A 21,054-nucleotide genomic window follows, 5' to 3' on the forward strand; every position below is an offset into this window, starting at 1 on the left:
TCAGTCGCGGATGCGCACGGCTGTTTCGCGCATGTAGCGGTCCACATGGGCGTACGCGTCGCGGGTCAGTGCCTTCCACAGCTCGACGGCGAGGCGCGGGTTTTCGCTCTCCAGCCGGCTGATCGTCTCGGCCGGGAGGAGTTTGACCCGTACCGTGCCGTGGGCGCGCACTGTGGTTTCCTGTCGGTCGGCGCTGCCCAGCGCCATTTCGCCGAACGTCATGCCGGCGCTGAGGGTGGAGAGCTTGACCCGGCTGTTCTCCGGACCCGGCGACGTGGTGACGACACTGCCGGACAGGATGAAGTAGACACCGCCGAAGCGCTGGCGGATGCGGCGGATGACGTCGCCGTGGTCGTAGCTGTGCTCTTCCATCAGTGCGGCCAAGGCAGCGGCGTCCCCGGCGGCGAGCGGGCTGAGCGCAGGCGAGTCGGCGACGTCCACGGTGGCCGGCTGGCAGAGCTCGTCCCCGTAGCTGGCAATCAACTGGTTTTCCGCGAATTCGACGGCGGAGGTACGGGTGGCGAACGACGGCACCGCCCGCCCGTCCTCTTCGAACCGCTGCGCCAGGGCGCCCTCGCCGTCGATGAGCACCAGACCGCGTCCGTCTTGGGCCAGCGACTTCCGGAGCTGCTCCAGCATGTCCAGGGCGACGGGGGCGGTTTCATCGACCCGACGCATGTCCAGGATGATCAGTTCCACCGACTCGTCGAGGTCGCTGACCTCGCGCACCATGGATTCCGTGCCGGCGAACAGCAGGTCCCCGTTCAGCTCGATCACCCGGGCGCGGTGGGCGTTGTCCCGCAGCACGTCGGCGGCCGCGTCGGTGCGGCGGATGCCGGACGGCGCATCGGCGATGTCGTAGCTGGCGCGAATGGCATTGCGGCCGGTGCGGGCCGCCCGGACAAAGTGCAACCCCATGTCGTGCGAGATCCGCCGGCTGGCCTCCACCCCGCGGACGCTGCTGCCGTGATCGTTCAGCGGCGGTGAATAGACGGCCAGGCCGAGCTGGCCCGGCAGCACCGCGAGCAGGCCGCCGCCGACCCCTGATTTGGCCGGCATGCCCACGTCCGAGAGCCATGCCCCGGCGTCGTCGTACATACCGCAGGTGGCCATGACGGAGAGGACCCGTTCCTCCACTTCCAGGTCCAGCACCTGTTTGCCGGTCAGCGGGTTGGTGCCGCCGTTGGCCAGCGTGGCGGCCATGACGGACAGATCGCGGCAGGTGACCAGCACCGAGCACTGCCGGAAGTAGTCCTCCGCCACCGGGTCCGGCTCCTGCTCGATGATCTCGAAGGAGCGCAGCAGGTGGGCCAGCGCCCGGTTGCGGTAGCCGTGCCGTGCCTCCGACTGGTAGGTGCGCTCGCTGACCGAGAGCTCCCGGCCGGCGAAGGCGGAATAGTGCTCCAAGATGCGGCGGAAGCCGGTCTTGCCGCCGCTGCCCTTGATCAGCGAGGTGGCGGTCAGCGCCCCGGCGTTGATCATGGCGTTGGCGGGGCGGCCGGTACCGGGAGCCAGCGAGATCTCGTTGAACGCGTTCCCCGACGGCTCCACGTCCACCTTCCGGTCCACGGCCTCCAGGCCCAGATCGGACAGCGCGAGCCCGTAGGTGAACGGTTTGGAAATGGACTGGATGGTGAACTCTTCGCCGGAGTCGCCGACCTCGTACACGTAGCCGTCCACCGTGGCCAGACAGATGGCGAACCTGTCAGGATCCACCCCCGCCATCGCGGGAATGCCGGCGTAGGGCTTGCCGTCCTTGAGCCCGGCGAGCTCGGCGTGCAGGGTGCGCAGGTAGCTCTGGATAGGGGAGTCCATGCTTGCCAGCCTATGCGGTTGGCCAGCCGCGGCCAGATCGCGCGGGACGTGGAGATGGCCCGCGGACTGGATTTCACCGCTCACCCTCTCCGGCCTTCGGGCGGGCTAAATTTGCTGCATGAGTGATTCTTTGCCGACGTCGGCGGCCGACAATCGGCTGTTCGACCTGCTGGCGGGCGGCGACCGGGCAGGGACGCTCGCCTACGCGGCAGCGATGGACGACGGCGAAAAGCGCCGGCAGAAGACCTTGGTCCGCCGGCTCCGCTTGGTGGTGTCCGCGGAGCCAACCGGCGCACGCTCTCCGGACGGGTGGTGGCTGGGCGGGTTGACGGCGGACCACTGGGCCGCCGCGGACATCGCGCACATGGCCTGCATCGGTGCGGAACGTTCGGCCGACCTGTCCTACACCGACCGTGGGGTGGCACGCGATGCGCCGCCCGCGCTGTTCCCCGACCGGCTGGAGCTGTTCGTTGAATCCTGGTCGGCCCGGTATGAACGGAACCCGAAAGGCTGGGACCGCAACCGAGGTATCGAGGCGATGTTTGACTGGACCCGAGACGGGCTGGTCCACGCGCCGGTCCAACGAGGGGCGATGCTGCTCCTGCTCAGCGAGACGCAAGTGGAGCGCATCGACTTCCTGAAGTTCCTGCGGGAACGGCCCGCTCTGATCGAGGTGACGCTGAAAGAGCTGTTCCGCGTGCCCGGAGTCAAAGGCGCCAGCGCCATGCAGTTCGACGAGGCCAACCCCAGGGAGAGCCGCAGGCTGTCCGTCCTGCTGCCGCAGCTGGTCAAGCTGGGCTACTGGGACGGCGAGTGGGTCCGGCAGCGGATCGAACGAGTGCTGGCCAGCGACGAATTCCCGGAGTACCAGAAGCGTTTTTTCAAACTGTTGCGCAGCAACCTCGCGGAATAAATGGTCGAAAACCAGCCTGAGAAGGAGCGGCAAACGGGGCTTTTACCGCTTGGGTTTGGTGTTGCCCGACGGGCTGTTCGTCTACGCTGTGGGAAACGGCGGCAGTGGCGAAAGGCGGGACAGCAATGACTTCGAATCCGCAGGGCACGGGACCGGACGGCGTCGAGGCTGAAGGCGGGGGAGCCGGCGGACCGGGCACGGAGCCGTCCGGCGGTTTCGGCCGCGGTGCGTCCGACGCAGTTCAACCCGGGTCAGGCGGGCCGGTCAGCGGCCGACCGAAGGGAAAACCGGCGAACCACCACAACACCCGCCTGGGGATGATCTGGACGGCGGTTGTTATCGCGCTGATTCTGCTGGTGCTGCTGATCATTTTCATTGCGCAGAACCAGGACCAAGTCCTGTTGCGCTACTTTGGCTTCGAGGGGCAGGTCGGACTGGGGCTTGCGCTGTTCATCGCCGCGGTCGCGGGCGGGATTGTGGTGGCGGCCGCAGGTGCGGCCCGGATCATCCAGTTGCGCCTGCGGGACCGCAAGACGCGCGGAACGGTCCGTAAGTAGCGCCGGTTTGCCGATGAAACAGGGCGTTTCGCGCCGGCTGTTCACATTCGGTCACGGCACCAGCACGTCCGACGAACTGACCGCACTGCTCACCGGGGCCGGCGTGCAGAAGGTCGTTGACGTCCGCCGCTTCCCGGGCAGCCGCAAGCACCCGGAGATGGGCAGTGATGCGCTCGCCGGATGGCTTCGCGACGCCGGTGTCGGCTACCGCTGGGAAGAAGCCTTGGGCGGACGGCGGCGGATACCGGCGGGGGAGCCGGAGCCCGACGGCTGGTGGCGGGTCGCTGCGTTCCGCGCCTACGCCGCCTATACCCGCACGCCGGAATTCGCCGGCGGCGTGGCACGCCTGCTGGCCGATGCCGAGGCCACAGAGGTGGCGATCATGTGCAGCGAGAGCGTGTGGTGGCGGTGCCATCGCCGGCTCATCGCTGATGTGCTGGTGGTGCTGCACAATTTTGACGTCGTGCATCTGCTGCCGGGCGGCAAGGAATCAATCCATGAGCCGTCAGCCGGCGCCAGAAGCGACGACGGCCAGCTTTTCTGGGATAGCCCGGAGGAGTAGGTAAGGTCAGCGCTTGCGGCCGAAGACCAGGGACGCGACCGCCGTCGCAGCCGTCACTGTATAGACGGACGGCCAGGCGCCGAGCTTCTTGGCCAGCGGGTGGGACAGCCCGAACGCCGCCAAATATCCGGCGGTGAGCGCCGCTGCCCGGCCCGCACCGGCGTTGCGCTTCCACAGCGCGAAGGCGGCGGCACCGGCCACGGCCAGCACGGCGCCGCCCAGTGGCCGGTTCTTGGTGGCGCGGGCGGTTTGGAAGCCGCCGATCAGGCCGGCGCTGGTCAGCAGGGTAGGGGCAACGGAGTTCATGGACCTCTCCTTAAATTCGGGACTTCCAGCCTATCGCCCACGCTGCCGGCTGCCATGGGCTCGGGCCGGCGCGGAAGCAAGGAAGCGGATCTCAGCCGGCGTCCGGGTGCGCGGCTGGCAGCAGTTCGGAAATCAGCTGCTGGATGCGGCCCTTAATCTCGTCCCGGATCGGCCGGACGGATTCCACGCCCTTGCCTGCGGGGTCCTCCAGCACCCAGTCCTCGTAGCGCTTGCCGGCGAAGAACGGGCATTCATCGCCGCAGCCCATGGTCACCACCACGTCGGAGTCCTTGACTGCCTCGGTGGTGAGGGCCTTGGGCTGCTCGGCGGAAATGTCGATGCCTTCCTCACGCATCGCCTCGACCGCGGCGGGGTTCACTTGCTCGGCCGGCTGCGACCCGGCGGAGCGGACTTCGATGGCGCCCTGGGCCAGATGGCTGAGGTAGGCAGCGGCCATCTGCGACCGGCCGGCGTTGTGCACGCAGACGAACAGGACGGAAGGCTTCTGGGTGGTTTCGGCGGTCATGTGCTGGATGCTCCTGGGGGAGGAAGTTTGGATGTCGACCGTGGCCGGGAAGGGAGACGTGGCCGGGGGACGCGGGCCGGACGTCGGGTTAGCGGAACACAGCGGCAGGCGGCGCCTCGGCAGGCGAGGCGAAGAACCGCCGTCGTGCCCAGAGCGCCACGTAGACAAGGGCCACCAGCACCGGAACTTCAATCAAAGGGCCGACGACGCCGGCCAGCGCCTGCCCGGAGGTCACCCCGTAGGTGCCGATCGCCACCGCGATGGCCAGTTCGAAGTTGTTGCCGGCCGCGGTGAAGGCCAGCGTGGTGGTGCGCTCGTAGCCCATTTTCAGCAGCTTGCCCACCACCATGCCGGCGCCGAACACCACGACAAAGTAGACCAGCAGCGGCAGCGCGATCCGGGCCACGTCCAGCGGTCGGGAAGTGATTTCGTCACCCTGCAGCGCAAACAACAGCACGATCGTGAACAGCAGGCCGTACAGCGCCCACGGACCCAGCTTCGGCAGGAACTTGCCTTCGTACCACTGACGCCCCTTGGCCCTTTCGCCCAGCGTGCGGGTCAGGAATCCGGCCAACAGGGGGATGCCCAGGAACACCAGCACAGACACCGTGATCGCCCAGAAGGAGAACTCGGCGCTGCTGGTCGGCAGGCCCAGCCAGGACGGCAGCAGTTGCAGGTAGAACCAGCCGAGCGCGCCGAAGGCGACGACCTGGAACACGGAGTTGATCGCCACCAGCACGGCCGCTGCCTCGCGGTCACCGCAGGCCAGATCGTTCCAGATCATCACCATGGCGATGCAGCGGGCCAGCCCCACGATGATCAAGCCGGTCCGGTATTCAGGCAGGTCCGGCAGGAAGATCCACGCCAGCGCGAACATCAACGCGGGTGCGGCCAGCCAGTTGATCACCAGCGAAGTGACCATCAGCTTCTTGTCGCCGACCACCCGGCGGGTTTCGTCGTAGCGGACCTTGGCCAACACCGGATACATCATCACCAACAGCCCGGCGGCGATGGGCAGCGAAACGTCGGCTATTTGGACGGAATCGAGCGCCGGTCCGATACCGGGGACGATGCGGCCGAGCAGCAGGCCGGCGACCATCGCCGCGATGATCCACACCGGCAGGAAGCGGTCGAGGGTGGACATCCGGGCCGCCACCTGGCTGGCATCCGGTGCTGCAACGGGGGTGCTCACAAGGCTCCTCAGGACGGGGACGTGGCGGCGCCGTGACGGCGGACAAGTATTGATGTTCGTCGATACAGAGTATCCACATACATATCGACAAGTGTCAATCTGTGCATAATTGATGGCATGATGTCAGTTACCGACCTGGTGCCCGGTGCCGAGCGAGACAACGTTTCCTGCTGCACGCCTAGTGGCGCGCACCCGATGAGCGCCGAACGTGCCGCCTCGCTGGCTTCTAGGTTTAGGGCCCTGGCCGATCCGAACCGCTTGCGGTTGGTCTCCATCATCTCCGCCAGCGAAGGATCGGAGGCTTGTGTCTGCGATCTGACCGAGCCACTCGGGCTGGGGCAGCCTACGGTGTCCCACCACCTGAAGGTGCTGGTGGACGCCGGCATCCTGCATCGCGAAAAGCGCGGGGTGTGGGCGTACTTCTCGCTGGTTCCCGGCGCGCTCGACCATCTTGCCGGCGTCCTGGCCGAGCCCCAATCAAAGCTCGCTGCAGCAGATAGCTGACCGCCGCTGTCCGCTAACGGTCACGAACGGCGGATTAGCAAGGGGCTGCTTGGGAACTTTCGGCCTGCTTCGGTGGGCACAGTGTAGTGCCGTACGAGCAGTACACGCAGCAGTCCCCCTCGAGCGGCCGTATCCGGGAGTTGCAGCGCGGGCAGGACCAGAAAAACTGGCAGGCATCAGTGGGCATCTGCGCACTAGTCTCATGCCCGCAGTCCGGGCACGTCAGCACTGATTCCAGTTCGATCTCCACGTCTCCAGTATCCCAGCCCGAGGCCGGCCGGCCGCCGGGATGGCTTGTCCAATCAACCGCCCGATCGGTGCCGGACCAGGTCAACCGCCCGGTCGACCGCCGAGTTAACCGCGCGGGATGTTGCGCAGGTTGCTGCGGGCCATGCTCACCGCCTCGCCTGCGCCACGGTTCAGCACCACCTTGGACATGGCCGTCGCGAACCCGAAGACCTGTTCGCCGGTGATCTTGGGCGGCAGCGAGAGCGCTTTCGGGTCGGTGATCAGCTCCACCAAGGAGGGCCCGGCGTGGGCAAAGGCGGCGCGGAAAGCGGTTTCGATCTCAGCAGGGTCGGTAACGCGCACCGCGTGGAAACCCAGGGCCTGGGCCACGGCCGCGTAATTGGCGTCTGGCACGTCCACGCCGAAGTCCGGCAGCCCGTCCACGAGCATTTCCAGCTTGACCATGCCCAGCGTGGAGTTGTTGAACACCACCACGTTCACCGGCAGTCGGTAGGAAGCCGCGGTGATCAGTTCGCCCAGCAGCATGGACAGCCCGCCGTCGCCCGAGACCGAGATGACCTGCCGGCCGGGATAAGCGAACTGCGCGCCGATGGCGTGCGGCAGGGCGTTGGCCATGGACCCGTGCAGGAAGGACCCGATCAGCCGGCGCGTCCCCAGGGGCCGGATGTAGCGGGCGGTCCAGACGTTGCACATGCCGGTGTCGGCTGTGAACACCGCGTCAGGCGCCGCCACCTGATCCAGCACCGAAGCGGCGTACTCGGGATGGATCGGCACCAGCTCCTCCGCCTTGCGCGTGTAGGCGCCAACGGCCTTGTTCATCAGCTTGTCGTGCTTCTTCAGCAGTTTCTCCAAGAACCGGCGGCTGCGCTTGTGCTTGACCAGAGGCAGCAGCGCGTTCAGCGTGGGCAGCACGTCGCCGTGGACGGCGATGTCCACGTTTGTCCGGCGGCCCAGATGCTCGGCGGCCCGGTCCACTTGGGCGCTCTTTGTGTCCGGCAGGAACTGCTCGTAAGGAAAGTCAGTGCCGAGAAGGATCAGCAGGTCGGCGTCCTCGATGCCCTCGGCGGCGGCGCCGTAGCCCAGCAGGCCGGTCATCCCTATGTCGAAGGGGTTGTCGTACTGGATGAAGTCCTTGCCGCGCAACGAGTGGCCGATCGGGGCGCCGATCAGCTCGGCCAGGGCGATGACTTCGTCGTGCGCTCCCGCCACGCCGGCGCCGGCAAAAATGGCGACCTTGCCGGCGTCGTTAATGGCCTCGGCCAGCATCCTGACACTCTCCGGATCCGGACTCAGCGATCCCGGCCGGCACAAGGCAGGCTTCGGAGTCGGAGCCACCGCGTCGAGGCTGGCAATGTCCCCGGGCAGCGTGACGACGGCGACGCCCCGCAGTCCGAGGGCGTGCTGGATGGCGCTGTGCATCACCCGCGGAGCTTGTTCTGCCGTGCTGACCATTTCCGAGTACACCGAGCACTCGTTGAACAGCCGGTCGGGGTGCGTTTCCTGAAAGTAGGTGCTGCCGATCTGCTTGCTGGGAATGTGCGAGGCGATGGCCAGCACCGGGGCATCCGACCGATTGGCATCGTACAAGCCGTTGATCAGGTGCAAATTGCCCGGTCCGCAGGAGCCGGCGCAGACCGCCAGCTGTCCGGTCAGTTGGGCCTCGGCGGCGGCAGCGAACGCGGCGGCTTCCTCGTGCCGGACATGCACCCAGTCGATCCCGCCGGCCGCCGAACCACCGGTCTGCCGCACGGCGTCCACGATCGGATTCAAGCTGTCCCCGACAATGCCATAAATACGGCGCACCCCGGCCGCCTGTAGCTGTTCGATGAGCTGTACTGCGAGTTCCTTGGCCATGGCGGATGCACTCCTGATCCGTTGCGGTGCGGGCTGGCTGATGTGGCCAATATAGCCGCCGCCCGTGTGACGCGGCAGGGCTCTGGTCAGTGTGCCGCGGGCGGAGACCCCTGATGGGTGCCTACCTGCCCGTCCCGGCGGTACCAGACGGTCAGGTACAGCCGGTGGGCGGTGACGACCAGAGCCAGCCACGCTACGCCGAGCGTCCAAGCCACCAGAACGTCAGTGAACCAATGATGGCCAAGGTAGACCCGGCTCAGCCCCATGGCCAGCGCAAACAACACTGCGGCACCGCCCGTGAGGAACCGGGATCTTTTTCTCGCCTGGCGGAGCATGAGCAGGTACGCCACTACGCCGGCGATGACCACCGCGTTCAGGGAATGACCGCTGGGAAAGGACGCAGACGATTCGAACGGCGGCACGGCATCGGCGAGCGCCGGGCGGGCCCGGCCAATGAACTGCTTGGCCACCACCGTCATCAACAAGGACCCCCCGGCAGCAGTGAGCATCAAGATGGCCGGTGTCCAGGACCGCCGCCGGAACGTCAGGATGACCAAGACCAGAACCGCGATAACAGGCATGCCGATGGGGCCGCCGATGTTCGTGAACGCGGTCACCGCCGTGTTGAGCCAGGGTGACCTGAGGCTTTCGGCCGCGTCGAGGGCCGGACGGTCCAATTCGGCAACACCGTCGCCCTCGGTCACGGCCTCATAGATTTCCGTCGATGCGACCGTGAGCAGCACGGCGACCAAAGCGCCGGCGGCCAGCGTGAGGATCAGCGCCGCGTGCGGGCCCAAGATGCTGCTGATCCGGTCCATCCACCGCGCCAGCAACTTTCCTTGCGGCGTGGTCCACCTGGTCAGGTCCCGCCCGCCCACAAAGCGTTCGTCAGCGGTCCCGCGGAAGGGCACCGATGGCTCTTTGACGGGTCCCCGGTTGAAGTCCTCAGGCATTAGTAGCTCTCAGCGCCACGGAAGCACGGTGCCACCGGCGCACTACTGCGCCGCTTTGCGCCGGGCCGCCAGCAGCTTGTGCGTGCCGTCGCAGTACGGTTTGATGCCCGATCCGCCGCAGCGGCACAGCGCTACGGTCTCACGCGACCGGGCTACCGCCTCGCCGTCGCCGTCCACCAGGTCGAAGTCGCCGCGCACCAGCAGCGGTCCGTCGGGGCAGACCACGATCTCCGTCGGTTCCTTGCTCGTCATTTTGCTTCTCCTCGGTTGGGATGGCTCAGTTGCCGCCGCAGCGCCGCCGGGCTGCTGGCCGCGGTCCGCAGGCGCTGGCCGGAGTACGGCACGCCTCCCGCGCAACGCCAGGCCAGTGCAAGCCAGGCGGCCACCGCCCGCTCCAGTAGCCAGACCGGCGCCCACAGCGCAGCCCAGCTATCGAACACCTGCGTACCGCCGGCGCGGCGCCGTCCTGCTTCCGCCAGTACGACGGCGGAGGCTGCCAGCGCGCTGCAGGCCGCGGGGCGGCGGACCAAGACCAGCATCAGTGGCAGCAGCAGCAGTTCAACGGCCAGCCTGACCGGCTGGGCCTGGGAATCGTAGGCCTGCCGGACCCGCTGGCCCGCGAAGTGCCGCAGCGTCGGAGGCAACCGGCGGACATAGAGGCCGTCGGCCCTGATCTGGCGGCCGCCGGCCGCTTGGACGGTCCGGATTAGCTCCAGGTTCTCGAACAGAACGTCGCCGCGGTACCCCTGCGTCTGCAGCAGCACCGAGCGGTGGACCGCCAGCGTGCCGGGATAGTCGGAGGCGAACGCCCGGTTCAGCAGCGACCGGGCCGTGTCCCAGCGGGTGTGCCAGGGCAGGGGCTCGTAGTAGTTCTGCGGGCGCACCAGTTCGGCGTGCTCCAGCAATTCCGCCACCGAGGCCAAAGACTCCGGCGTGTAGCGGACGTCGTCGTCGGCAATAACCACCCACTCATGCCGGGCGTGCCGCAATCCGGTGAGCACGCCCTGCACCTTCCCGTTGGGAGTGGCCGGCCCGTCCGGGCGCAGATGCTGGGCACGCTGCCGCCAGAGCCGGTGATGCCGGGCGAAAACCGGATCCGGCGAGCCGTCCACCACCGTCAGGTCGGCCCACTCCGGCAGCGACTGGATATAGGCGGTCAGTTCGGCGTCGCCGCTGCTGTCCTGCCACTTCAGCGGCAGGACGTACTCGATCCTCACGCCGATGCACCGACGGCGACCGCCACCTCCCGGTCCGGATCGAGTGGCTGCCGCAGCGCGGAGCGCCCGGCGGTCCACGCTTCCAGCTGCCAACCGCCCGCCAGTCCGTCCAGATAGAGCGCGCTGCCGGCGCCGAAGAAGACATCCGCGGCCAGCGCCGGTTCCCCGGCAATCAGTCCGCCGGCCAGATCCCGCCCGGCAATCTGTTCGTGTACCGCATCGGCTTCGACATGCTCGTCGAAGTATTCGGTCACTTCGTCGCCGAATCCCAGCCGGCGGAACCCGCGGGCGTACTTGCCGTTGGGAATCGATGAGGTCATTTCGTAGATGGCCAGGTGACCGCAGATCGCTCCGCGGAGGCGGCGCTGCAGCCCGAAGAGGGACATGGTGTTGACCGACGCGAGGGTGATGGCCGGAATGCAGTCCACATAGGCTCCGAAGGACGGATCGAGTCCCAGGCCCTGCATGGTGTTGGCGAAAAGCTCCGCGTGGATCCGGCCGGGCTTGCCGCCGCCGTACTCATCCGCCTGGATTTCCACCATCGCCGACTTTGCCCGGCCGCGCAGCCGCGGGATGGCCCAGGTATGCGGGTCGGCCTCCTTGAGCTGGTACACCGAGCGCAGCACCACGAATTCCTTGGCCTGCTCCGGTGTGGCTTCCCGGGCCAGGAACGCGGAGACACTCGGCCCGTCATCGTCCGCCGCCAGCTCGAAGAGCCGGTCCGCCACGGCCTGCGGCGTCGGCTTTTCCGGGGCGGAAACGGCCACGGATTCGCGCAGTCTGGCCTCCACCCGCTGCTCGATCAGGGCGCGGACCTGCAGCAGCTGGACATCCCACTCCCAGCGGTCGTCCACGCCGTCGAACCCGCCATAATGCAGTTCGTACAGGCAGAACAGCGCCAACTGCAGATCGTCGTCGTACAGCACATCTTCAGTTGCGGCCACGGCGTCCCCAGCGGCGGCCAGCAGTTGCGGCAGCGCATCCGCAGCATCGTTGCGTGGCAGTGCGTTCAGCAGGGTCTCGCTGACCGGACCCCGGGGATGTGGAAGCTTCACGGCGTCTCCTTACTGAACCGGCGCAGGGAAAGCGGCGGGTCGCTGATTTCAAGTGCATCCCCGCGGTTTCGCCACGTCAAGAGGCCCCGCGGCGCCGAAGGCACTTGGCGGGCCGAGCCGTGGAGGGGGCCCTTGGCTTCGCTTCCCAGCGGTGGCAAGGTGGAAAGGGTCCGAAGATCCCGAAGGAAGGACGGAAAACCATGCCCGAAATTACAGGCAAAAAAGTCCTGTTTGCGGTCAGCAACCGCGGCGTTGAGCAGGACGAATTGAAGGTTCCGGTGGAAAAACTCCGGGCAGCCGGAGTGAATGTCCTCATCGCGGCGCCTGAAGCCGGCCAGGTGGAAACAATGGTGGGAGACTGGGAACGCGGCGAGAAAATCCCGGTGGACAAGCCCTTGCCCGAGGTGTCCGAGGGCGACTACGACCTGCTGGTGCTGCCCGGCGGCACGCTGAATGCGGACGCGCTGCGGCTGGACCCGGATGCCCAGGGAATCGTGCGGTCCTTCTCCGAATCCGGCCGGCCGATCGCGGCCATCTGTCATGGCCCGTGGCTGTTGGTGGAAACCGAACGCACCAGAGGCAAGACGCTGACCTCATACAGCTCGCTCAAGGCGGACATCACGAACGCCGGCGGCCAATGGGACGACAAGCCCGTGGTGATCGACCGTGAACACGGCTGGACGCTGATCACCTCCCGCAACCCCGGCGACCTGGACCAGTTCGTCGACGGGATCAAGCAGGTCCTCGCAGAAACCGCCTGAGCGGCCCCGAAGGAATAAAGGTGTGCGGTGTGAAAGTCGATTTCACACCGCACACTTTCTTGCTGGAAGATCCGGCTGCATTTCGTGAGAGCCGGATCTGCGTCCGTCCTTAGACCGTGGCCGGCGCGGATGAGCCTTCGGCTGCGGCGTCGGCTTCCTCCCAGCTGGCCGGGCCGTTGGCAAAGGCGCCGCGGTAGCTGGCTGCCGGGTGGCGGTCGTTGAGCAGCGGAGCGCCGAACAGCTTCTGCCGCAGCGGGCCCTCGGCGTACTCGCTCTGGGCCAGGCCGCGCTCGCGCAGCACCGGCATGACCTTTTCGCCGAACTCCTCGAAGGAGCCGGGGATCACCCAGTTGATCACGTTGATGCCGTCTACGCCGGCATCGCGCCACCGCTCCAGTTCGTCGGCGATCTGCTCCGGCGTACCCACAATGCGCGAGTTGCGGGCCTGCAGCCAGGCCAGGTCCTCGATCAGCGGCTCGCGGTCGGTGATGGCCTTGGAGAGCCACTCGGTGAAGCCCTTTGACGTGTTCGTGTCTACCTCCGACAGCGGAGTCTTCGGCGGGTAGACCCGGCCCGTCCGGTCCAGGATGGCCATGTGTGCGAGGTAGCCCTCGACGGAGACGTAGCGGTCGTACTCTGCCTCCTTCGCCTTCGCCTCGGCCTCCGTCTCGCCGATGATGAAGGACAGCCCGGCGAAGAACTTGATGTCCTCCGGCAGCCGGCCATGGGTGGCGGCCCGGCGCCGGGTGTCCTCGACGATCTGGCGTGCGACATCCCGGGTCGGCGCGATGATGAACGCGGCCTCGGCGTTACGCGCGGCAAATTCGCGGCCGGAGGTGGACGACCCAGCCTGGAACAGCACGGGTGTGCGCTGTGGCGATGGCGCAGGCAGGTGTGGGCCCTCCACCCGGTAACGGGCGCTCCGGTGGAAAATCTTATGGATCTTCGACGGGTCGGAGAACCGGCCGCCCTCCTTGTCCTTCAGCAGTGCGCCCTCGTCCCAGGATCCCTCCCAGAGCTTGTACACGATGTCGACGTACTCGTCCGCCCAGGCGTAGCGCTCGGTGTGGTCCGTCAGCGCCGGGAGGCCGTAGTTGCGCGAGGCGTTCTCATTGATCCCGGTGACGATGTTCCAAGCGATCCGTCCGCGGGAGATGTGGTCCAGCGTGCTCATCTGCCGGGCGAAATTGAACGGGTGGTTCTGCACGACGTTCGACGTTGTCGCCAACCCGATGTGCTGGGTGTGCACGGCAAGCGCCGCGAGCAGCACCGTCGGATCGTTCGAGGGGATCTGCAGGCCCTCGTGTGCGTAAACGTCGAAGTCGGCCTCCGGGTCGCCGTAGAGTCCCGAAACGTCGGCAAAGAACATCGCGTCGAACTTGGCGGCCTCCAGCGTCTGGGCCAGGCCAATCCAGGTGTCCACGTCGTTGAATTCGGTCTGGCCGGCATCGGGCCGGCGCCACTGGCCGTGGTGGATGTGGCTGGCGGTGTTCATGACGAACGCGTTGAAATGCAGTGGCTTGGGCATGACGGCTGTCCTTGTCCTCGTGTGTTTCCTTGTGCCCTCGATGCTGGCGTCCGTCCCCGGGGCAGCGGAAGTTGTGTGTCGCCGTCGTGGTTTCCAAGGCGCCGCGTGACGCAACATTGCCCCTTTGTGTCCCGCCGTGACGGGATGACGACGGCGGAGGCCGGCTGCCGCAACAAACTTTGGCCGGGTGCCGGGGGTGGGTTGGACTGTCTCCACCCATCCAGCTGACCGATCCAGATCGGCCGTCCCAAGGAGCAGCACTGTGACAAATCGCCAGCCGGCGTACCAGCCGTCCACCACCGACTCGAGCCGTCCGCGGCTGCGCACCAGCCTGCGCACCGGCCTGAGCAGCCAGCGAGGCAACCGGCGCGGCAAGCGGCCGGGCGGCAGGGCAGCCTCCGCCGCCGCACTGCTCGGCGTGCTGGCCCTGACAGCGTGCGGCAGCGGCTCCGGCGGAGCTGCCGGCGCCGCGGCGGGCGAGAAAGTGGACGGCGGGACCATCCGCTACGCCCACCTGCAGGAACCGCCCTGCATCTACGGCGGCTGGGTTCAGCAGGCCTACCTGTCGCGGCAGGTGCTGGATTCGCTGGTGTCGCAGACCGAAGACGGCAGCATCGTGCCCTGGCTGGCCGAGGAATGGAGCGTCAGCGAGGACCAGCTGACCTGGACCTTCAAGCTCAAGGAGGGCGTGAAATTCACCGACGGCACGCCGGTGGATGCGCAGGCCGTGAGCGACAACTTCGACTACTGGACCAGCGGCGGCAACGGCACCGTGCAGGCCTACATCCAGGAGTACTACGAGTCCAGCAAGGCGGTGGACGCCAGCACGCTGGAAGTGAAGCTGTCCGCGCCGTACTCGCCGCTGCTCTCCGCGCTCAGCCAGGGCTACTTCGGCATCCAGTCGGCCGCCGCCCTGGACGAGCGGACCGAACAGCAGAACTGCGAGGCTCCCATTGGTTCCGGGCCGTTCACGGTGGCCGAGTGGAAGCGCGGCGAATCCGTCACGTTCAACCAGAACCCGGACTACAACTCCGCCCCGCAGAACGCGAAACACCAGGGCCCGGCCTACGTGGATTCGGTGGTCTGGTCCTTCGTGCAGGACAACACCTCGCGCTTCGGCTCGCTGGCCAGCGGCGAGTCGGACGCCATCGGCGAAGTGCCCACGGTGGACTTCGAAACCGCCAAGTCCCAGTTCCAGGTACAGCAGTACATCACGCCGGGCCGTCCGGTCACCCTCTCGCTGAACACCGTGGAGGGACCGTTCACGGACACCAAGGTCCGCCAAGCCTTCGCCTACAGCGCGGACCGCAAGGCCGTGGTGGACTCGGCATTCCTGGGCGTGGTCCCGTTCGAGCCCAACGGCACGGTCAGCCAGAGCACTCCGGGCTACAACGCGGACATCGCCGACGACTACCCGTTCGACCAGGCCAAGGCCAACGCGCTGTTGGACGAGGCCGGCTGGACCGAACGCAACGCGGACGGCGTCCGCACCAAGGACGGCCAGGAGCTGGCGATCGACATCGCCTTCGGCCTGAACTCGATCGTCACCACCGAGGGCGCCACCGCGCTGCAGAACCTGCAGGAACAGGTCAAGCCGGTCGGCTTCAAGGTGAACCTGGTGCCGGTCACCCAGGCGGACTTGTTCGGCGGGGCCTATTCCACGCCGGACAGCTACGATGCCCAGCTGGGTTACTGGACCAGCCCCACCGCCGGCATCCTCTACATCAACTTCCGGCAGAACACCGCCAAGAACCCGAACTACGCGAACACGGCGTTCTACAACAATGCGGAGATTGAGGACCTGATCCTGAAGGCGAACTCGGCGCCCAGCACCGAGGAAGCCAACACGTTCTACGCCCAGGCCCAGCAGCGGCTCAGCGATGAGGCGGTGGCGGTGGGCCTTTACACGCAGACCTCCACCGTCGCCACCAGCCAGAACCTGCACGACGTCTGGCTGGAAGCATCGCAGGGCGAGCCGGTCTTCCACGACGCCTTCTTCACCGAGTAAGGAGTGGCCGCCATGAGCACACACAACACCGGCCTGCTCCTGCAGGACCCAGCGCACGACGGCGGTGCCTCCGCCGCGGGCGTCGGCACCGACCGTCCGGCCGTCCCCGCGGAGCGGCGCCGGCCGGGGCCGAACAACCTGCTGACCTCGCCGGGACTGCGCCGGGCCGGCGGCCGGCTGCTGACCGCCGTCGGGGTGGTCTGGGCCGCAGCCACCTTCACGTTCCTGATCCAGGCGCTGCTGCCCGGGGACCGTGCCACGCTGTTGCTGAACCAGCTCGCCGGGCAGGTCCAGCAGCGCACCGCCGCGGAACTGGCACCGATCAATGCGAAATACGGGTTCGACGACCCGCTGATCGTGCAGTACTTCCGTTTCCTGGGCGATCTGGCCAACGGCAACCTGGGCGTCTCCTACCAGCTGCACAAGCCGGTCACCGAGGTGATCGGCGACCAGGTGGGCCCCACCATCGGCCTGACCTTCGCGTCGCTGCTGGTCGCCTGGCTCATTTCCGCGGTCGTGATCGTGGGCACCGCCCGGCGCAGCCGGGTGGTCTCTTCGGTGGCCTCCGGGCTGGAGGCGGTGGCGGCCGGGCTGCCGCAGTACTGGTTGGGCGTGATCCTGCTGGTGGTGTTCGCGCTGAACCTGGGCTGGTTCCCGGTGGTCGGCGGCACCGGACTGGACGGTTTGGTCCTGCCCGCCCTGACGCTGGGCATCCCGCTGGCCGGATTCCTCGGCCAAGTCACCCGGACCGAATTCGAGAAGGGCATGGACCAGCCGTTTGCGCTGTCCGCCCGGATGCGCGGCATGGGGGACACCGGCGTGCGGCTCCGCCATGTGCTCAGGCATTCGGTGCTGCCCGGGGTCACGCTGTCCGGCTGGGCGCTGGGCTCGCTCTTCTCCGGGGCGGTGATCGCAGAGAGCATCTTCAGCCGCCCCGGTCTGGGCAAGGTGCTGGTCACCGCGGTCAACTCCCGCGACCTGCCGGTGGTCTGCGGCATTGTCATCCTGATTGCCGCCATCTATGTGCTGGCCAACCTGCTGGTAGACATCGCCTACACACTCATTGATCCGAGGTTGAAGAACGCATGAGCACCTCCACCCTTAACCCATCCGCCAACGTCCCCGCCGTCGCGTGGCAACGGCTGCGCGAGGTTCCGCTGCTCCCGGCGTTGGCGGCCGCCGTCGTGCTCTTCTTTGTGCTGGCCGCGCTGGCACCGCAGCTGCTCACCGGCCGCGATCCGTTCGCCATCGACCTGCCCAACGCGCTGCAGGCACCCAGCCTGGCCCACCCGTTCGGCACCGACCAGTCCGGCCGCGACCTCTACACCCGGGTGGTCTACGGAACCCGGGAGTCGCTGCTGATCGGGCTCGGCGCCACCGGGCTGTCCATGGCCATCGCCGTGGTGTTGGGCGTGGTGTCCGGGCTCGGCGGAAAATTTTTCGACGGGCTGATCAGCCGCGGCCTCGAGGTCCTGTTCGCGTTCCCGGTGCTGCTGCTGGCCATGCTGTTCGTGACCGTTTACGGGCCCAGCGTCACCACCCAGATTGTTGCTGTGGGGCTGGGCACCGCGCCCGGTTACGCGCGGATGATCCGTGGCCAGGTCCTCGCCGTGAAGAACTCCGGGTACGTGGAGGCGGCACACGCGCTCGGGCACAGCCGCTGGACGGTGCTGCGCCAGCACGTTTTCCCTAACGCCATGCGCCCCCTGGTCGCTGTGGTCACCCTGGGCATCGGCCAATCCATTGTCTGGGCGTCAGGCCTGGCCTTCCTGGGCCTGGGCGTTGCCCCGCCGTCGCCGGAATGGGGTGCACTGCTGGATGCCGGCCGCATGTTCATCACCCGGGCCTGGTGGCTGGAAGTGATGCCCGGCCTGGCCATCGTCGCCATTGCCCTGGCTGCCACCGTGCTGGGACACCACCTGCAGAAGAAGCTTGAAGGAGCCCGATCATGACCGCGATCCTGGAACACACCGCAACCGCCGGCACCCTCCGGCAGGAACTGCTCAACGTCCGGAACCTGAACGTTTCCTTCCGCACCGGCCGCGGCAGGGACGCCCGGCTGAACCACGTGGTCAAGGGCGTGGACCTGCGGCTGGCCGCGGGCGAATGCCTGGCCATCGTGGGCGAATCCGGCTCCGGCAAGTCCGTCACCGCGCGCACCCTGGTGGGCCTGCCCGGTGCCAACGCCTCGGTTCAGGCCGAGCGGCTGGAACTGGCCGGCCACCGGATCGGGACGCTGGGGGAGCGGCAGTGGCGCCGGCTGCGCGGCAAGGACATCGGGTTCGTGCTGCAGGACGCCCTGGTCTCGCTGGATCCGCTGCGCCCGGTGGGCAAGGAGATCGAAGAGGCGCTGCGGCTGCATGGCTGGGGCAATAAGCGATCGCGCGCGGCGAGGGCCGTGGAGCTGCTGGCCAGCGTGGGCGTCCCGCAGCCGGAACTGCGCGCCGGGCAGCGCCCGGATGAACTCTCCGGCGGACTGCGCCAGCGGGCGTTGATCGCCTCCGCGATCGCGCTGGACCCGAAGATCCTGATTGCCGACGAGCCGACCACCGCACTGGATGTCACCGTGCAGGCCCAGATCCTGGAGCTGCTCGGCCGGATGAAGCAACGCGGCACCGGGATAGTGCTGATCAGCCACGACCTCTCCGTGGTGGCCACGCTGGCCGACCACGTGGCGGTGATGCAGGGCGGCGCCATCGTGGAGCAGGGCCCGGCCCGACAGGTGCTGTACCACCCGCAGCACGACTACACCCGGGCGCTGCTGGACGCCATTCCGTCCGAGCACACCAAGGGCACCCCGCTGACCAAGGACGGCCGCGCCCGGATCACCGCCACCAGCCGCCGTCCCCGCACCGACCGCTCCGGGGACGCCCCGCCGGTGCTGCGTGCGGAGGGGCTGGTGAAGAGCTACCAAGGCCACGACGGCGTGCTGCGCACCGTCGTCGACGGCGTTTCCCTTGAGCTCCGGGCGGGGGAGACGCTCGGGATTGTCGGCGAATCCGGCTCCGGCAAGAGCACCACGGCCAAGATCGCGCTGGCGATGCTGGAACCGGATGCCGGCCGGGTGCTGCTGGACGGGGCAGCGTGGACCGGAATCCCGACCGCGGCCCGGCGCTCCCGCCGCCGCTCGGTCACCGTGGTCTACCAGGACCCGCTGAGCTCGTTCGACCCGCGCTGGAACGCAGAACGGATTCTCCTGGACTCCATCGCGCGGCAGGACTATCCCGGCGAAGCAGAGCGGGCAGCCCGCGTGCTGGAGCTGGCCGGCCAGGTCGGGTTGCAGGTGGAGCACCTGGCCAAGCATCCGCTCCAGCTCTCCGGCGGCCAACGCCAGCGTCTGGCTATCGCCAGGGCACTCGCACCGGAACCGGAAGTCATCGTGCTGGATGAGGCGGTATCCGCACTGGATGTCTCCGTGCAGGCCCAGGTGCTGGACCTGCTCACCGACCTGCAGCAAGAACTGGGCCTGAGCTACCTGTTCATCTCCCACGATCTGGGCGTGATCCACCACATGAGCGACCGGGTGCTGGTGATGAAGGACGGACAGGCCGTGGAACAAGGCAGCGCCGAGGACGTCTTCAACCGCCCGCAGCACCCGTACACCCGCGAACTACTGGCCTCGCTGCCCAAGCTCGGACTGGAACCGGGCAGCCGGAACACGCCCGCTGCCGCCGGGACACCGACCGTTGAAGGAGTTCACTCATGACCGACACCCTTTCCGCAGCCCGCGCCACGGACCAGGAGTTGGACGCGATTTTCCAACCGGTGTTCAGCCGGATCCGCGAAGGCGCCCTCGAGCGGGAACGGGACCGCAGGCTGCCGTTTGACCAGATCGGCTGGTTGCGTGAAGCAGGCTTCGGCCGGCTCCGCGTGCCGGTGCGGGCCGGCGGCTTCGGCGTCACCGTGGACCAGTTGGCCCGGCTGCTGATTGAGCTGGGCGCCGCGGACTCGAACATCCCGCAGGCGCTGCGCGGCCACATCGGGTTCACCGAGTTTGTGCTGGCACATCCGGAGACCGCCTACCGTGACCACTGGCTGGCCGAGCTCTCCGCGGGCGCCCTGGTGGGCAACGCGGAGAGCGAGCGCGCTGGGACCTTCGCGGCCCAGTCCACCCGGGTGGTGGAACAGGACGGAAAGCTGCTGCTCAACGGCACCAAGTACTACACCACCGGATCGATCTTTGCCGACTGGATCGTGGTGAGCGTGCTCGCGACGCACCCGGAAACGGGGGAACAGGGCTTCGCCACCATCCAGGTCAGCGCCGGTGCCGCCGGCGTGAGCGTCCACGACGACTGGGATGGCTTCGGCCAGCGGCTGACCGGCTCCGGTACCGCGGAGTTCGTCGACGTGGAAGTGGACCCGCTTTTCCTGCATTTCCGCGGGAGTGAGGAAGCCGGCGGCGGCATCCAGCACGCGGTGTATCAGTTGGTGCACCTGGCCAACTTGGCCGGCATCGCTGCGGCGGCACTGGAGGAGATCACCGGCTTTGTCCGGTCGCGCACCCGCAATTTGTTCAATCCGGGCATCGCACCCACCAAGGACCAGGTGTCCCTGCAGATCATCGGCGAGACCTTCGGCACCGTGGAAACGGTGAAGGCCGCGGTCCTCGCGGCGGCGCGCACCGTGCAGCAGGCGAGCGCGGCGCAGCAGGAGGGCACCGCCGTCGTCGGCGATTTTTCCCGTGCGGATGCACACGTCTTTGGGATCCAGCCCGTTGTTATTGACCAGGTGCTGCGGCTGATCTCGCGGGTGTTCGAAGTCGGCGGCGCGTCCGCAACCTCCAGCTCGCGGCAGCTGGACCGGCTGTGGCGCAACGCCAGGACCATCTCCTCGCACAACCCCGCCATCTACCGGCAACAAGCCGTGGGCGATTACGTTGTTAACTGCGTGGCCCCCGGCGAGGCGCTGCTGACGCTGTTGACCGCCGTCCCTGCTGCGCACAGCGGGTAGAGGCGTCGAGCCGGAACTCCGCCGTGTCGGTTATCCCTTGAACCCGGCCGGGAAACCCTAGACTGGCTGATGTGCTGTTGCGTAGCCAGTTGCCCAGCAGGGTA

General features: G+C 67.6%; 21 protein-coding genes. 10 read left to right on the forward strand and 11 right to left on the reverse strand.

What is annotated here, in order from left to right; all coding sequences use genetic code 11:
• The gene (gene glsA, locus AB0N75_RS05210; RefSeq protein WP_364646125.1) at window positions 1–1,815 is read right to left on the reverse strand and encodes a glutaminase A; all 1,815 of its coding nucleotides are present in this window, start codon (window positions 1,813–1,815) and stop codon (window positions 1–3) included.
• A gap of 118 nt (window positions 1,816–1,933) precedes the next feature.
• On the opposite strand from glsA, the gene AB0N75_RS05215 reads away from it, so the two are divergent.
• From AB0N75_RS05215 to AB0N75_RS05225, 3 genes are all read left to right on the forward strand, one after another.
• Entirely contained in the window at window positions 1,934–2,728 is a 795-nt protein-coding gene (locus tag AB0N75_RS05215; protein WP_364646128.1) for a hypothetical protein, read from the forward strand.
• 125 nt (window positions 2,729–2,853) lie between these two features.
• A complete protein-coding gene (locus AB0N75_RS05220; protein ID WP_364646131.1) occupies window positions 2,854–3,285 on the forward strand; it encodes a lipopolysaccharide assembly protein LapA domain-containing protein in 432 nt (143 codons plus the stop codon).
• A gap of 13 nt (window positions 3,286–3,298) precedes the next feature.
• Window positions 3,299–3,847 carry a DUF488 domain-containing protein gene (locus AB0N75_RS05225; protein WP_364647012.1) on the forward strand — a complete coding sequence of 183 codons (549 nt, stop codon included), beginning with the start codon at window positions 3,299–3,301 and terminating at the stop codon, window positions 3,845–3,847.
• A gap of 6 nt (window positions 3,848–3,853) precedes the next feature.
• On the opposite strand, the gene AB0N75_RS05230 is transcribed toward AB0N75_RS05225, so the two are convergent.
• The 3 genes from AB0N75_RS05230 to arsB all read right to left on the reverse strand — a co-directional run bounded on the left by AB0N75_RS05230 (window position 3,854) and on the right by arsB (window position 5,823).
• Window positions 3,854–4,153 carry a hypothetical protein gene (locus AB0N75_RS05230; RefSeq protein ID WP_364646134.1) on the reverse strand — a complete coding sequence of 100 codons (300 nt, stop codon included), beginning with the start codon at window positions 4,151–4,153 and terminating at the stop codon, window positions 3,854–3,856.
• A 91-nt stretch (window positions 4,154–4,244) separates the two neighbouring features.
• Window positions 4,245–4,679, reverse strand: coding sequence for an arsenate reductase ArsC (locus tag AB0N75_RS05235; RefSeq protein ID WP_364646137.1), 435 nt, complete (start codon window positions 4,677–4,679; stop codon window positions 4,245–4,247).
• An 88-nt stretch (window positions 4,680–4,767) separates the two neighbouring features.
• Window positions 4,768–5,823 (reverse strand): ACR3 family arsenite efflux transporter, encoded by a 1,056-nt coding sequence (arsB, locus tag AB0N75_RS05240; RefSeq protein ID WP_364647015.1) that lies wholly within the window; start codon window positions 5,821–5,823, stop codon window positions 4,768–4,770.
• A 243-nt stretch (window positions 5,824–6,066) separates the two neighbouring features.
• Between arsB and AB0N75_RS05245 the strand changes: the two genes are divergently transcribed.
• Window positions 6,067–6,375 carry a metalloregulator ArsR/SmtB family transcription factor gene (locus AB0N75_RS05245; protein WP_364647018.1) on the forward strand — a complete coding sequence of 103 codons (309 nt, stop codon included), beginning with the start codon at window positions 6,067–6,069 and terminating at the stop codon, window positions 6,373–6,375.
• A 34-nt stretch (window positions 6,376–6,409) separates the two neighbouring features.
• Here the strand turns inward: AB0N75_RS05245 and AB0N75_RS05250 are convergent, their stop codons facing one another.
• The 6 genes from AB0N75_RS05250 to AB0N75_RS05275 form a co-directional block, all read right to left on the reverse strand.
• On the reverse strand, window positions 6,410–6,625 hold the full coding sequence (locus tag AB0N75_RS05250) for a GDCCVxC domain-containing (seleno)protein (RefSeq protein ID WP_364646140.1): 216 nt from the start codon (window positions 6,623–6,625) through the stop codon (window positions 6,410–6,412).
• Between the two features lie 104 nt (window positions 6,626–6,729).
• Window positions 6,730–8,478 (reverse strand): pyruvate dehydrogenase, encoded by a 1,749-nt coding sequence (locus tag AB0N75_RS05255; protein WP_364646143.1) that lies wholly within the window; start codon window positions 8,476–8,478, stop codon window positions 6,730–6,732.
• A gap of 86 nt (window positions 8,479–8,564) precedes the next feature.
• On the reverse strand, window positions 8,565–9,431 hold the full coding sequence (locus AB0N75_RS05260) for a phosphatase PAP2 family protein (protein WP_364646146.1): 867 nt from the start codon (window positions 9,429–9,431) through the stop codon (window positions 8,565–8,567).
• Between the two features lie 42 nt (window positions 9,432–9,473).
• Window positions 9,474–9,683: a CDGSH iron-sulfur domain-containing protein gene (locus tag AB0N75_RS05265; RefSeq protein ID WP_364646149.1), complete on the reverse strand. Its 210-nt coding sequence runs from the start codon at window positions 9,681–9,683 to the stop codon at window positions 9,474–9,476.
• Entirely contained in the window at window positions 9,680–10,648 is a 969-nt protein-coding gene (locus tag AB0N75_RS05270) for a glycosyltransferase family 2 protein (RefSeq protein WP_364646151.1), read from the reverse strand. Before AB0N75_RS05270 ends, AB0N75_RS05265 begins: the two co-directional genes overlap by 4 nt.
• A complete protein-coding gene (locus tag AB0N75_RS05275) occupies window positions 10,645–11,703 on the reverse strand; it encodes an iron-containing redox enzyme family protein (RefSeq protein WP_364646154.1) in 1,059 nt (352 codons plus the stop codon). The genes AB0N75_RS05270 and AB0N75_RS05275 overlap by 4 nt, the downstream gene beginning before the upstream one ends.
• 200 nt (window positions 11,704–11,903) lie before the next feature.
• Between AB0N75_RS05275 and AB0N75_RS05280 the strand changes: the two genes are divergently transcribed.
• Complete coding sequence (locus AB0N75_RS05280) at window positions 11,904–12,464, forward strand: type 1 glutamine amidotransferase domain-containing protein (protein WP_364646157.1); 561 nt, start codon at window positions 11,904–11,906, stop codon at window positions 12,462–12,464.
• Between the two features lie 109 nt (window positions 12,465–12,573).
• Here the strand turns inward: AB0N75_RS05280 and AB0N75_RS05285 are convergent, their stop codons facing one another.
• Window positions 12,574–13,992, reverse strand: coding sequence for an NtaA/DmoA family FMN-dependent monooxygenase (locus AB0N75_RS05285; protein ID WP_364646160.1), 1,419 nt, complete (start codon window positions 13,990–13,992; stop codon window positions 12,574–12,576).
• A 262-nt stretch (window positions 13,993–14,254) separates the two neighbouring features.
• Here AB0N75_RS05285 and AB0N75_RS05290 point away from each other — a divergent pair, with 262 nt between their 5' ends.
• From AB0N75_RS05290 to AB0N75_RS05310, 5 genes are read left to right on the forward strand one after another with little or no spacing between them, the layout of a single operon-like run.
• Window positions 14,255–16,000, forward strand: coding sequence for an ABC transporter substrate-binding protein (locus AB0N75_RS05290; protein ID WP_364646167.1), 1,746 nt, complete (start codon window positions 14,255–14,257; stop codon window positions 15,998–16,000).
• A gap of 12 nt (window positions 16,001–16,012) precedes the next feature.
• Complete coding sequence (locus AB0N75_RS05295; RefSeq protein ID WP_364646170.1) at window positions 16,013–17,089, forward strand: ABC transporter permease; 1,077 nt, start codon at window positions 16,013–16,015, stop codon at window positions 17,087–17,089.
• A complete protein-coding gene (locus AB0N75_RS05300; RefSeq protein ID WP_364646176.1) occupies window positions 17,086–17,952 on the forward strand; it encodes an ABC transporter permease in 867 nt (288 codons plus the stop codon). The genes AB0N75_RS05295 and AB0N75_RS05300 overlap by 4 nt, the downstream gene beginning before the upstream one ends.
• A complete protein-coding gene (locus tag AB0N75_RS05305) occupies window positions 17,949–19,706 on the forward strand; it encodes an ABC transporter ATP-binding protein (RefSeq protein ID WP_364646181.1) in 1,758 nt (585 codons plus the stop codon). The genes AB0N75_RS05300 and AB0N75_RS05305 overlap by 4 nt, the downstream gene beginning before the upstream one ends.
• Window positions 19,703–20,950 carry an acyl-CoA dehydrogenase family protein gene (locus AB0N75_RS05310; protein ID WP_364646184.1) on the forward strand — a complete coding sequence of 416 codons (1,248 nt, stop codon included), beginning with the start codon at window positions 19,703–19,705 and terminating at the stop codon, window positions 20,948–20,950. The genes AB0N75_RS05305 and AB0N75_RS05310 overlap by 4 nt, the downstream gene beginning before the upstream one ends.
• Window positions 20,951–21,054 lie beyond the last annotated feature (104 nt).

It is taken from the genome of Arthrobacter sp. NPDC089319, assembly GCF_040684925.1.
Classification (GTDB): Bacteria; Actinomycetota; Actinomycetes; order Actinomycetales; family Micrococcaceae; genus Crystallibacter.